12 protein-coding genes are annotated in these 12,771 nt (G+C 70.5%); 4 read left to right on the top strand and 8 right to left on the bottom strand.

Features of this window, described 5'->3' with window-relative positions; translation table 11 throughout:
- Nucleotides 1-157 precede the first annotated feature (157 nt).
- From ACWGSK_RS07715 to ACWGSK_RS07690, 6 genes are all read right to left on the bottom strand, one after another.
- Complete coding sequence (locus tag ACWGSK_RS07715) at nucleotides 158-1,888, bottom strand: phosphoenolpyruvate--protein phosphotransferase (protein WP_452455470.1); 1,731 nt, start codon at nucleotides 1,886-1,888, stop codon at nucleotides 158-160.
- A gap of 176 nt (nucleotides 1,889-2,064) precedes the next feature.
- The gene (locus ACWGSK_RS07710) at nucleotides 2,065-3,105 is read right to left on the bottom strand and encodes a zinc-dependent dehydrogenase (RefSeq protein ID WP_358513771.1); all 1,041 of its coding nucleotides are present in this window, start codon (nucleotides 3,103-3,105) and stop codon (nucleotides 2,065-2,067) included.
- 92 nt (nucleotides 3,106-3,197) lie between these two features.
- On the bottom strand, nucleotides 3,198-3,638 hold the full coding sequence (locus ACWGSK_RS07705; protein ID WP_452455469.1) for a PTS sugar transporter subunit IIA: 441 nt from the start codon (nucleotides 3,636-3,638) through the stop codon (nucleotides 3,198-3,200).
- Nucleotides 3,628-3,936, bottom strand: coding sequence for a PTS lactose transporter subunit IIB (locus ACWGSK_RS07700; RefSeq protein ID WP_067604073.1), 309 nt, complete (start codon nucleotides 3,934-3,936; stop codon nucleotides 3,628-3,630). The genes ACWGSK_RS07705 and ACWGSK_RS07700 overlap by 11 nt, the downstream gene beginning before the upstream one ends.
- Nucleotides 3,937-3,998: 62 nt before the next feature.
- The gene (gene mtlA / locus ACWGSK_RS07695) at nucleotides 3,999-5,093 is read right to left on the bottom strand and encodes a mannitol-specific PTS transporter subunit IIC (RefSeq protein ID WP_452455468.1); all 1,095 of its coding nucleotides are present in this window, start codon (nucleotides 5,091-5,093) and stop codon (nucleotides 3,999-4,001) included.
- A 60-nt stretch (nucleotides 5,094-5,153) separates the two neighbouring features.
- Complete coding sequence (locus ACWGSK_RS07690; protein WP_452455467.1) at nucleotides 5,154-5,915, bottom strand: DeoR/GlpR family DNA-binding transcription regulator; 762 nt, start codon at nucleotides 5,913-5,915, stop codon at nucleotides 5,154-5,156.
- Between the two features lie 286 nt (nucleotides 5,916-6,201).
- Here ACWGSK_RS07690 and ACWGSK_RS07685 point away from each other — a divergent pair, with 286 nt between their 5' ends.
- Nucleotides 6,202-7,143: a 1-phosphofructokinase family hexose kinase gene (locus ACWGSK_RS07685; RefSeq protein WP_452455466.1), complete on the top strand. Its 942-nt coding sequence runs from the start codon at nucleotides 6,202-6,204 to the stop codon at nucleotides 7,141-7,143.
- A gap of 64 nt (nucleotides 7,144-7,207) precedes the next feature.
- Complete coding sequence (locus ACWGSK_RS07680) at nucleotides 7,208-7,477, top strand: HPr family phosphocarrier protein (protein ID WP_358515227.1); 270 nt, start codon at nucleotides 7,208-7,210, stop codon at nucleotides 7,475-7,477.
- 40 nt (nucleotides 7,478-7,517) lie between these two features.
- On the opposite strand, the gene ACWGSK_RS07675 is transcribed toward ACWGSK_RS07680, so the two are convergent.
- Together ACWGSK_RS07675 and ACWGSK_RS07670 are read right to left on the bottom strand one after the other, a co-directional pair.
- Nucleotides 7,518-9,146 (bottom strand): AMP-binding protein, encoded by a 1,629-nt coding sequence (locus tag ACWGSK_RS07675; protein WP_452455465.1) that lies wholly within the window; start codon nucleotides 9,144-9,146, stop codon nucleotides 7,518-7,520.
- Between the two features lie 173 nt (nucleotides 9,147-9,319).
- A complete protein-coding gene (locus ACWGSK_RS07670) occupies nucleotides 9,320-10,075 on the bottom strand; it encodes an SDR family oxidoreductase (RefSeq protein WP_358515232.1) in 756 nt (251 codons plus the stop codon).
- 263 nt (nucleotides 10,076-10,338) lie between these two features.
- Between ACWGSK_RS07670 and ACWGSK_RS07665 the strand changes: the two genes are divergently transcribed.
- On the top strand, nucleotides 10,339-11,592 hold the full coding sequence (locus ACWGSK_RS07665) for an MFS transporter (protein ID WP_452455464.1): 1,254 nt from the start codon (nucleotides 10,339-10,341) through the stop codon (nucleotides 11,590-11,592).
- A 68-nt stretch (nucleotides 11,593-11,660) separates the two neighbouring features.
- Nucleotides 11,661-12,704: a nitronate monooxygenase gene (locus tag ACWGSK_RS07660; protein ID WP_358515261.1), complete on the top strand. Its 1,044-nt coding sequence runs from the start codon at nucleotides 11,661-11,663 to the stop codon at nucleotides 12,702-12,704.
- The last annotated feature ends 67 nt before the right edge of the window (nucleotides 12,705-12,771 follow it).

The raw sequence follows: 12,771 nt of genomic DNA, 5'->3' as shown, positions 1-12,771 counted from the left end.
GGCTCGGCACGTGGGTCGGGTCCGTCGGCGAAGTCACCGCACGTCCTCACGGTCGGCCCGGGTTCGGCCGTCGACCGATGAGGACGCCGTGACGGTGCCGCCGGGGCTCCGGGGCCCCGCGCGGCAGGGTCGTGTTCGCGGAACACGACCCCTCGGATCAGAGCCGTAGGGCCTCCGGATGCGCCGCCTCGCGCACCACCTTCCTGGCCCGCTCCGGGTCCTCCGCCGCCAGGGCCAGCTCGGCCAGGCGTCGGCATTGGGCGTGCGAGTGCCGGGACAGGACGTAGCGCACCGCGGGCAGCGCCGGGGACGCCATGGACAGGCTGGTCGCCCCGAGACCCACCAGCACCACGGCGAGCAGTGGGTCGGCCGCGGCCTCACCGCACACCCCCACGGGTTGGCCCAGCGCCTCCCCCGCCCGCCCCACCTTGGCCAGCAGGTGCAACAGCGACGGCTGCCATGGGTCCAGCAGCTCCGGCAGGCTCTCCAGAGTCCGGTCGGCCCCCATGGTGTACTGCGCCAGGTCGTTGGTGCCGATCGACACGAAGTCCACACGGCGCAGCAGCCGGTCGGCCAACAGCGCGGCGGCCGGCACCTCCACCATCACACCGACCTCGGTGATCCCGGCCGATCTCGCCAGTTCGGCGAACTCGCCCGCCTCCGCCGGGGTGGAGACCATCGGAGCCATCACCCGGACCCGGGCGGAGGCCCCGTCGGCGGCGGCCGCGTGTTCGGCCGCGGAGATCGCGGTGAGCTGGTCGGTGAGCAGCCGTGGGTGAAGCCTCGACGTACGGAACCCGCGCACGCCCAGGGCCGGGTTGGCCTCCTCACCCGTCGGCGCGAACTCCAGGGGCTTGTCCGAACCCGCGTCCAGGGTCCGCACCGTCACCACCCGACCGGCGAAGGCCCGGAACAACCGGGTGTAGGCCTCGGTCTGCTCGGCCACCGTGGGTGGCTCCGCCCGGTCGAGGAAGAGGAACTCGGTGCGCAACAGCCCGATCCCCTCGCTGTCGTGCGCGCCGGCCTCGTCCGGGTCGCCCTCGCCCGCGTTGAGCAGCAACGCGATCGGCACACCGTCGGCGGTACGGCCCGGCCCACCGGACTCGGCCAGCAGGATCCGGCGGCGTTCGGCCCGCCCCTGGATACGCTCGACGACCTCGGTGTCCGGGTCCACCTCGACGGTGCCCGCGTCGCCGTCCACCGCCACCGTCACACCGTCCACCAGGTGTTCCGCTCCCGAGCAGCCCACCACCGCGGGCAGACCCAGGGAGCGGGCCAGGATCACGGTGTGGCTGGTGGGACCGCCCAGTCGGGTGACGATGGCCTTCACCCTCGCCGGGTCGAGCCGCACCGTATCGGCCGGCGCGAGGTCCCGGGCGACCAACACGTACGGATGTCCGGGATCGGGCAGGCCCGGCATCGGGAGTCCGAGCAACACCGCCACCGCCCTGTCCCGGATGTCGGCCAGGTCGGCGGCGCGTTCGGCCAGGTACCCTCCGGCCGCGAGCAGAAGCTCCTGGTAGCGGCCGCACGCCGTATGGACCGCCCAGGCCGCCGGGCGACCTCCCCGGGCGAGCTCGCCGATCTGCCTACGCAGGTCGGGGTCTCGGGCCATCATCGCCAGGGTGGTCAGCACCGCGGCGGCCTCGCCCTCGACGTCGGCCGCCCGCGCGTCCAGTTCCGCGCCCACCTCGTCCAGGGCGGCGAGGGCGGCGCCCTCCTCCGCCGCCGGATCGTCGACCACGGGTTCGTGCGCGGGCAGGGCGGGCGGGTCGGCCATCCGGGCGACGGGCGCCACCGCGGCGCCCGGCCCGGCGGCGATGCCCTTGAGCGGGCCCTCGGGGGCGGGGCCGGAGGCCGGGTTCTGGACGGGTTCCGTCTGCGCCATGTGTGCTCTCCTGCGACTGATGGGGGCCAGCTGTGATGGTGGGGACGATGATCCGTCGGGTCCAGCCAACCCCGAAAACGGCGCCGGCGCCGGCCCCGATCCCGAATCTGTGGATAACCGGGCAGGGGCCGGCGTGCGCGCCTACCGGGGCCGGGCGTGGGTGTCTCCCGGAACGGTCAGGGCTCGATGGTCACCTTGACCGCGGTGCCCGCCGCGACCGTCTCGATCGCCTTGTGCACGTCGGCCAGCGGCATCCGTTCGGTGATGAGGTCGGCGACCGGCACCGCCCCGGTGGAGATGAGGTCGAGGGCGCGCTTGTTGTGTTCGGGGCTGGAGCCGTTGGCCCCGAAGATCGAGAGCTCCCGGTAGTGGACCGCGTTGGCGTCCAGCGCGATGATCGGCGCGTCCTTGGGCAGCCCACCGAAGAGGCTGATCCGGCCGCTGCGCGCCACCATCCGCACCGCGTCCTCCTGGGCCTTGCCGGACGCGGCCGCGGTGATGACCAGGTCCGCGCCCCGGTCGCCGGTCAGCTTCAGCACCTCGGCGACGGCGTCGGTGTCCGACCCGCAGATCGCGGCGTCGGGACGCACCAGTTCGGCGGACATGTCCAGGCGACCCCGGTTCAGGTCCACCAGGTACACCTCGGAGGCGCCCTTGGCCCGGGCCAGACGGACGTGCAGACAGCCGATGGGTCCGGCGCCGATCACCACCACCTTGTCGCCCTCGCCGACCCCGGCGATCTCCTGACCGTTGAGCACGCAGGCGAGGGGTTCGGCCACGGAAGCCTCGGCGAGGGAGACGTTGTCGGGCACCCGGTTGACGCCGTCCACGGCCAGCACCGCCTCGGGGATGATCATGTACTCGGCGAACCCGCCGTCGTAGTGGTAGCCCATGGACTCCTGGCGCGAGCACACCGTGAACCGGCCGTCGGCGCACTCCACGCAGGTGCCGCACGGGATGGCGGCGATGACCTGTACCCGGTCCCCCTCCGACCAGCCGGTGACCCCCTCGCCGACCTCCACGATCCGACCGGAGATCTCGTGTCCGATCACCCGGGGCGGACGGATGTGGTGGTGACCGTGTCGGGAGATCTTGACGTCGGTGCCGCAAGTGGAGCAGTTGGCGACGGCGATCTTGAGCTGCCCCGCCCCCGGCGTGGGTTCGGGCGCCTGTTCCAGGCGGATGTCCCCGGGGGCGTAGAAACGGGCGACGAGCATGGTGGGGCCTTTCTTGTGGGGTCGGGGGCGGGGTGTCCGCCCCCGACCGTTCGAGGAAGCGGTGGCACGGGTCCACCGGGGGTACGCGGTGATCAGCCCGCGGCGGGGGCGAGCAGTTCGAGGACCTCGTCGGGGTCCTCCGCCGACCGGAGCCGCGCCGCCCTTTCGGGGTCGGTGAGGACCCCGGCCAGGGAGGACAGCACCCGCAGGTGTTCCTCGCCCGACGCGGCGATGCCGATGGCCACGTGCACGGTGGGACCGCCCCAGTCGACCCCCTCGGGGAACTGGACGACGGCGAGCGCCGCCTTGCGCACGAGGACGCGGGAGGCGTCGGTGCCGTGCGGGATGGCCACGCCCTCGCCCACGAAGGTGGGGATGGAGGCCTCCCGTTCGTGCATCGCGCTCACGTATCCGGGGTCGACCGCGCCCAACTCCACCAGCAGGGCGCCGCACTGGTCGATGGCGTCGGCGCGGTCGCGGGCGGTGCGGCCGAGCCGGACGGCGTCCGCGTTGAGGACGAGATCAGTCGCCAAGGGTCCCACCGTCCCGGATGGCCGCCTCCACCTTGGTGAACACGGGGTCGCCGAGGAACATCTGGAAACCGATGACGACGGTGTCGGGCACGCGGGTCCGGGCCCGGGCGACCAGGCCGGAGTGGCAGAGCACGAGGTCGGCGTCGTCGGGGACGCGGTCCACCGGGGAGTGCTCCACGGTGACGTCGTAGGGGGCGAGGGTCTTCTTGAGCTGGGTGGTGAGCAGGACGCTGCTGCCCATGCCGGCGTCGCAGGCGACGACGACCTTCTTGACGGCGGATCCTTCGATGGTGGCCATGTGGCCCTCCTGTGCTGAACCTGGACTGGGGGTGGTCTTGCGGCCCGGATGGGCCCGGACGGCTAGGCGTCCTTGGTCTCCGCCACCGCGGCGGCCTCGCGTTCGGCCTTGCGTTCGGCGCGCCCGAAGCCGAGTAGGGCCGAGGCGATGAGGAACGAGACGACCGTACCGATGAGGACACCGGCGAGGACCGCGATGTGGTCGCCGCGCGGGGTGACCGCCATCAGGGCGATGATGCTGCCCGGTGCCGGGGTGGCGACGAGTCCGGCGTCGAGGAGCATGAAGGTGGTCACGCCGGACATGCCTCCGCCGATCACGGCCAGGAGGAGCTTGGGCTGGGCGAGGATGTACGGGAAGTAGATCTCGTGGATGCCGCCGAGGAAGTGGATGACGATCGCGCCCGGGGCGGTGGCCCGGCTGAGCTTGGGGCCGAACAGCATGCAGGCCAACAGGATGCCCAGGCCGGGGCCGGGACTGGTCTCGACGAGGAACTCGATCGCCTTGCCCTGCTCGGCCACTCGGGCCACGCCCAAGGGGCCGAGGACACCATGGTTGATGGCGTTGTTCAGGAAGAGGATCTTGGCGGGTTCCACGATCAACGACACCAGCGGCAGCAGTGACATGTCGATGAGGAACTGGACCCCGGAGCCCAGCCAGCCGGCGACGGCGGTCACGACCGGGCCGATGGCGTACAGCCCCAGGCCCGCCATGACACCGCCGAGGATTCCGGCGCTGAAGTTGTTGACGAGCATCTCGAAGCCGGACGGCGTGCGCGGCTGGGCGACACGGTCGAACTGCTTCATCAGGTAGGCGGTGAGCGGTCCGACGACCATGGCGCCGAGGAACATCGGGATGTCCGCGGAGACGATGACACCGATGGTCGCGATCGCGCCGACGACACCACCGCGCTTGTCGTAGACCAGGTGACCGCCGGTGTAGCCGATGAGCAGCGGCAACAGGTAGGCGATCATCGGGTCGACGAGCTGGGCGAGGTGTTCGTTGGGCCACCAGCCGTCGGGGATGAACAGCGCGGTGATCAGGCCCCAGGCGATGAAGGCGCCGATGTTGGGCATGACCATGCCCGCGAGGAAGCCGCCGAAGCGTTGGACTCCGGAGCGGACCGAGGCGAATCGGCTCTCGCTCTGCTGGGTGGACATGGGGGGAACCTCCTGAGAGGTGCGGCGGTGGTGGCCCGCCGAGGAGTGGACGGTGTGGGGTCAGACCACTTGGACCGCCGGTCCCGCCGACTCCAGTTCGTCGGCCAGACCATCGGCGAGTTTGTCGTCGGTGACGATCAGGTCGAGGTCCTCGACGTTGGCGAAACGGGCGAAGTGGTCGTTGCCGACCTTGGTGTGGTCGGCGAGCAGGACTGCGCGTCGGGCGGAGGCGATCATGGCCCGCTTGACCTCGGCCTCGGCCGGGTCGGGGGTGGTGAGCCCGCGTTCGACGGACACTCCGTTGGCGGCCATGAAGGCGACGTCGACGTAGGACTCGGCGAGGGATCGTAGGGCCCAGGCGTCGACGCTTGCCTGGGTCCGGTTCCGTAGCCGGCCGCCGAGCAACATGAGGTTGATGTTGGGGCGGGTGGTGAGGGTGAGGGCGATGGAGAGGGAGTTGGTGACGACGATGAGCTCCCGGTCCGTGGGCAGCTGTTCGGCCATGCGGCCGGTGGTGGAGCCCGCGTCGAGGAGGACCGCGCCCTCCTCGGGGAGTTCGGCCAGCGCCGCCTTGGCGATCCGTTCCTTCTCCTCTGTCATGACGGAGTCGCGCACGTTGAGCGTGGGTTCGAAACCCAGACGCTCGACGGGGATCGCGCCGCCGTGGACCCTGCGCAGGACCCCGTGCCGTTCGAGGGCGGTGAGGTCGCGGCGGATGGTCTCGTAGGTGACGTCGAACTCCGAGGCGAGCCCCGTGACGTCGACCCGGCCGTCACGGCGGGCGCGTTCGAGGATCACCTGCTGGCGCTCTTCCGCGTACATGTGGGATCACCTGTGTTTCGGTGTGGTTTTGGGTGAGCATAATCGTGTTGCGTGGGACACACAAGGGGTATCTCCACCCAATATCCCAGCACTCACGATGATCGCGCCATTTCAGGAAAACTCTGGTCAACCACCTTGGCCATCACAGCACACAGGGGCACTCCCGCCCGACCCCCCATCCTTCCCCCACCACATCCCACGCTGTTGACAGGCGCAGGCAAACACACATAATCAAAACCATCCCCACACGCAGGCCGGGCAGCCCCACCCCTCGAAAAGAGCTCCCATGATCCTGACCCTCACCCCGAATCCGAGCGTCGACCACACTCTTGAGGTCGACGGCCTCGTCCGAGGCGAGGTCGTGCGGATACGCGCCACACGCGCCCAGGCCGGCGGCAAGGGCGTCAACGTCGCCCGAGCCCTGCTCGAAGCGGGCGTCGACACCCGCGCGATCCTTCCCGTCGGCGGGGGCGGCGGCGCCGAACTCACCGCCCTCCTCGGTGGCCTGCCCCGGGTCACCGTCCCCATCGAGGGCGAGACCCGCGGCAACTTCGCCGTCACCGAGTCCGACGGCACCACCACCAAGCTCAACGCCGCGGGCCCCACGCTCTCCCCCGCCGAGGTCCGGGCCCTGCTCCGAGCCGTGGAGGACGAACTCGCCAAGGGTCCCGACTGGATGGTGGCCAGTGGGAGCCTGCCCGTGGGCGCCCCCGACGACCTCTACGTTCGAGTGGCCGAACTCGCCGCCGGCCACGGGGTACCGCTCGCGCTGGACACCTCGGGCGCCCCACTCGGGTCCGCGGCGCGTGCGGGTTCGGTGGAACTGCTCAAGCCCAACCTGGAGGAGCTGTCCGGCCTGGTCGGCCGCACGCCGACGACCATCGGGGAGGTCACCGGCGCGGCGCGCGAGGTCCTCGCCGGGGGGAACGGCGCCGCCCTGGTCACCCTCGGCGGACACGGGGCCCTGTACGTGGACGCCGGGCAAGTGTTGTGGGCCAGGGGACCCCGGGTACGCACCCGGAGTACCGTGGGCGCGGGTGACAGCGCGCTGGCCGGTTTCCTCGCCCTTGAGGGCACCCCCGAGGAACGGCTGCGTCGGGCCGTGGCCTGGGGCACCGCCGCCGTGTCCCTGCCGGGGACCACCGTCCCCCGCCCCGAAGACGTGACCGACGACGGCATCGTCTCGATGACCGGACCCGACCCCCTGTGGCGGATCGACAAGCTCTGACCACCCATCGGCGGCCATGAACACCCGACCACCGGCCACGAACCACGAGACCCCGAGGACCGACATGTCCGAACGCACCGTAGCCATCGGCTCCCAGCTGGGCCTGCACGCCCGCCCCGCGGCCCTGTTCGTGCAGGCCGTCAACGAGACCGGCCTGCCCGTGATGATCTCCCGCGAGGGACACAAGGAGGTGGACGCGCGCAGCGTCCTCGCCGTGATGTCCATGGGGGCCTCTCATGGGGAGACCGTCACCCTGACCTGCGACGCCGAGGGCGCGGACGAGGCGCTGGACGGCCTCGTGGAGCTACTCGGCAAGGAACTCGACCCGAAATAGGCGCGTGGGCCCCTCACCCGACGGTGAGGGGCCCGCCGCGTCACCCGAGGAGGCGGATGGCCTCCTCGCGCATCTGGACCTTGCGCACCTTGCCGGTCACCGTCATCGGGAACTCGTCCACCACGTGGACGTAACGCGGGATCTTGTAGTGGGCGATACGCCCCTCGCAGAAGGCCCGCAGTGACTCGACGGTCAACGGATCGGCCCCGTCCCTCATGCGGACCCACACCATGAGTTCCTCGCCGTACCGTTCGTCCGGGACCCCGATGACCTGGGCGTCCAAGAGGTCGGGGTGGGTGTGGAGGAGTTCCTCGATCTCGCGCGGGTAGACGTTCTCCCCACCGCGGATCACCATGTCCTTGATCCGGCCGGTGATGCTCACGTACCCGTCCTCGTCCATGACGGCGAGGTCGCCGGTGTGCATCCAGCGTCCCGAGTCGATGGCCTCGGCGGTCTTCTCCGGATCGTTCCAGTACCCGAGCATCACCGAGTAGCCGCGGGTGCACAGCTCGCCCGGGACGCCGCGCGGGACGGTGACCCCGGACCCCGGGTCGGTCACCTTGACCTCCAGGTGTGGGCCGACGCGGCCCACCGTGGACACGCGGCGTTCCAACGAGTCGTCCCGCCGGGTCTGGGTGCTCACCGGAGAGGTCTCGGTCATGCCGTAGCAGATGGAGACCTCGGACATGCCCATCCGGTCGATGACCTTGCGCATGATCTCCGCCGGGCAGGGCGAGCCGGCCATGATGCCGGTGCGCAGCGAGGACAGGTCGTAGTCGTCGAAGTCCGGTAGGGCGAGCTCGGCGATGAACATGGCGGGGACCCCGTACAGCGAGGTGCAGCGTTCGGCCTGGACCGCCTCCAGCGAGGCCGCCGGGTCGAATCCGGGCCCGGGGATGACCATGCAGGACCCGTGACTGGTGGCCGCGAGATTGGCCATCACCATGCCGAAGCAGTGGTAGAACGGCACCGGAATCGCGATTCGATCCCGTTCGGTGTACCCCAGCAGCTCTCCCACGGAGAATCCGTTGTTGAGGATGTTGTGGTGGGACAGGGTCGCGCCCTTGGGGAACCCGGTGGTGCCCGACGTGTACTGGATGTTGACCGGGTCGTCCGGGGACAGGGTCGCCTCCACCTCGGCCAGTCGCGACCGATCACCGCGACCGCCCGCTTCGAGCAGGGAGTCCCAGCCGGCCCCGCCGAAGAGCAAGACCTCGCGCAGGTCCGGGCACTTGCCGCGCACCTCCTCGATCATGCCCGCGTAGTCGGAGGTCTTGAAGGAGGGCGCGGCGACCAGGACGGAGGTCCCCGACTGCTGGAGGACGTACTCCAGTTCGTGGGTCCGGTAGGCGGGGTTGATGTTGACCAGTACCGAGCCGATCCGCGCCGTGGCGTACTGGATGAGGACCCACTCCGCGCGGTTCGGGGACCAGATCCCCACGCGGTCGCCCTTGACCACTCCGAGGGCGAGCAGGCCGAGGGCGACGCGGTCGACCTCGGCGTCGAACTCCCGGTAGGTGAGCCGGAGCCCGGCGGGCCGGTCGATCAGCGCGTCCTGGTCGGGATGGGCGGCGACGGTACGCGCCAGGTTCACGCCGATCGTGTCGCCGAGCAAGGGTGTGGTCGACGTTCCGGAGGCGTAACTCGGTCGGGGTTCGGTTGTACTCAAGTCCGGACTCCTGGATGTGAGAGACGGAGGACGCCATGACCGGGGACTCGTCGTCACCTTTGTGGTCATGTGCGCCGGATCACACGTATCACGAGGGTCGGGTGCCTGTGAAGCACGTCGGGGGCCTTCCCACCGGTGTCCGGTGGGAAGGCCCCCGCAACCGGAGCGCCGGTCTACTCCTTGACCCGGTGGACCTTGTGCTGGGCGGCCTGGGCGCGGGGGCGGAGCACCAACAGGTCGATGTTGACGTGCGAGGGGCGGGTGATCGCCCACACGATGGTGTCGGCGACGTCCTCCGCGGACAGCGGGTCGGGGACGCCCTCGTAGACGGCGTCGGCGCCCTCCTTGTCGCCACGCAGGCGGTTGAGCGAGAACTCCTCGGTCTTGACCATGCCGGGGGCCACTTCCAGCACCCGGACCGGTTCCCCGACCAGTTCCAGGCGGAGCGTGGCCGCCAGGGTGTGCGCGCCGTGCTTGGCCGCCACGTAACCGCCGCCGCCCTCGTAGACGACGTGCCCGGCCACCGAGGAGACCAGGAGGACGGTGCCGTCCCCGCTCGCGATGAGCTTGGGCAGCAGGGCCTGGGTCATGTTGAGCACGCCCAGGACGTTGACCTCGTACATCCGCCGCCAGTCGGCGGGGTCGCCGGTGGCCACCGTCTCCGTGCCGATCGCGCCGCCCGCGTTGTTGACGAGCACGTCGCAGGAGCCCAGTGCCTCGGCGAAGGCATCGACGGCGGCCCGGTCGGTGACGTCGAGGACCTGTGCCCGCGCGACCCGGCCGGCCTCGGTGATCTCTTCGGCCAGGGCCTCGATCCGGTCGGCGCGACGGGCGACCAGGACCACCTCGTAGCCCTCGGCGGCGAGTCCGCGAGCGGTGGCCGCGCCGATCCCGCTGCTGGCTCCGGTGACGACCGCGGTCGCTGTCATGTTGGTTCCTCCCCAGGACTGACGTTGTCGCGCCGAGCGTATCCGGGCGGGTGGGTCGCCGAACGGGAGGACCCGCGCCACCGTGCCAGAGGATCCGGACGACCTGGACGACCTCGCTGCCGTGATCCGCCTCTACCTCGCGCACCGGGGCTGATCCATCCGGACCGAGGACGCGAAATAACCCGTGACCCCGGGCGAAACACCATGGTATTTTCGGCGGAATTCATCCTCCGCTGCAATTCCACCGCTTGGGAAGAACGCCCATGGCCGAAACAGAATATCCCGCACCGCCCGGAGAACGGTCACTACTTCGACGATTCACCGTGTACTCACTCGGCACATCCCTCGCCGACTTCGTTTACGGTGCGGTCTTCGTCACGATTTTCCTGGGGCGCGGCGCGGAACCATGGATGGTGGGGTCGATCATGGCCGGCGCCAACCTGGTCGGTCTCCTCATGGAGGCGCCGAGCGGGGCACTGGGCGACCGCTACGGACACCGGAGGTTGTTGTTCATCGGCCTGCTCGGTTGGAGCGCCGGATTCATGCTCGTCGGCGCCGCACCGACCCTGCCCCTGACCCTGGTGGGCATGTGTTTGGGCACCGTCGGTTACGCGCTGCACTCGGGCACCATGAGCGCGATCCTGATCAACCGGGTCGATGCCCGGGACCGGACCGCCCGGATCGCGCGGATCGTTCGTGTGGGAGCCCTGTCCGGCCGGGTCGGTTCGGCACTCGGCGCCGCCCTGGTGATGGTGGCGGGTGCGTGGCTGCCCGCGGGTCCACTGGTGGCCTGCGGTGGTCTGCTGATGTTGTCCCTCGCGGCCCTGACACCGTTGAGTTTCCCCGACACTCCTGGACGACCGGACCGGCGGATCGGTGTGCTCGTGCTGGAGTCGGTCTCCCAGGTGCTCAGCCGGCGCTTCGCCCCGATGGTGGCGTTGGCCATGGGCGCCATGTCGGCGACGGTGCTGTTGGTGGCTTCCTGGCAGCCGATGCTGCTGGAGCGTTTCGGGCAGGACGTCCGCCTCAACGGTCTGTTCCTGCTGGTGATGACGTTGTCCCTGGCGGCGGGGGCGGCCGCCGCGCGTTGGGTGCACCCGCGCCGACCTCACGTGTGGGGCCCGCTGTCGGTCATGGCGATCGGACTTCCCGTGGTGTTGGCCGCGCACGACGTGGTCCCGTTGATCGTCGGCCTGGTCGCGGCCGAGTTCCTCATCGGCCTCGCGGGCGTGGTGGTGGGGGTCTGGTGCCAACTGATGTTCACCGACGCCGACCGCAACACCATGTTCTCCACGATATCGACCCTGGCCATGTTGGCCGGTGTCGCGACCAGTTTCAGTTTCGGCTGGCTGTGGGATCTTTGGGGGATTCCCACAGCGGTCACCATCATGGCTTTGGGATCCGTCGTCGGTGGGGTCGTCTCACTCACCCTGGTCCGCCTTTTCCCGGAGTCCACGGAATTCACCGAGACGAAAATGGAAGATTCCGACAGAAATAGTGAACCCGAGAGTTCATGACCCGCACGAATCACCCATTCGCCACCTTGATAATCTGCGGGCGATCGACGTGGAGGAAGTGAGTGATGATGGATCTGTCGCGGTTGTGCGGGGAACGTCCGATCGTCCAGGCGCCGATGGCCGGGGGCGCCACCACCCCGGACCTGGTGGCCGCGGTGAGCGCCGCCGGCGGCCTGGGGTCGCTGCCGGCCGGATATCTGACCGCCGACGCGTTCGGCGCTCGGATCGCCGAGGTGCGCGGGCTGGGGACCCAGGTGTTCGCGGCCAATCTGTTCGTCCCCTCCCCCTCTCGGTCTCCGGAGTGCGACGACGAACTGGCCGCCTACCGCTCCGAGCTGGCGGAGGAGTCCGGGCGTCTGGGTGTGGAGGTGGGACCGGCCCGCTACGACGACGATGACTGGGACGCCAAGGTCGACCTGCTGGTCGAGGCCCGGGTACCCGTCGTGAGCTTCACGTTCGGTTGCCCTTCCGAGGAGGTCCTGACCCGGCTGCGCGCGGTGGGGTCGGCGACCGTCGTCACCGTCACCACCGTGGCGGAGGCCCTCACCGCCGTGGCCCGGGGCGCCGACGGTGTGTGCGCCCAGGGCGTGGAGGCGGGCGGCCACCGCGCCGTCTTCGACCCCGCCCATGGTGGGGACCGCCCGTTGGCCGAGCTGTTGCCAGACGTGGTGCGTGCGGTGGACGTCCCGGTGATCGCCGCCGGCGGGATCATGGACGGTGCCGATGTCGCCGCGGTCCTGACCTCCGGAGCGGCCGCCGCCCAGTCGGGCACGGCGTTCCTACGTTGCCCGGAGAGCGGCACGCAGCCGGTCCACAAGGCCGCGCTCGCCGACCCCGACTTCACCGAGACCTCACTGACGTGTGCGTTCACCGGCCGACCGGCGCGGGGGCTGACCAACCGCTTCATCCTCGACCACCGCGATGCCCCCTGCGCCTACCCACAGGTGCACCACATGACCAAGCCACTGCGCGCCGCCGCGACCCGGGCCGCCGACCCCGAGGGGATGGCGTTGTGGGCGGGGACCGGGTTCCGGCGGGCACGGGAGTCGCCGGCGGGCGAACTGGTGACGGTGCTGCGTGATGAGGCGATCCAGGCGGGCGCCTCCCTCTGACCCGCACGGGACCCCCGACGTCCTCACCACCTCCTCACGGCACCGGGTGACCCCGGTAGGTTCGCCG

The sequence above is a fragment of the Nocardiopsis sp. NPDC055551 genome (genome assembly GCF_053619415.1).
This window is presented reverse-complemented; position numbering and strand designations above follow the sequence as displayed.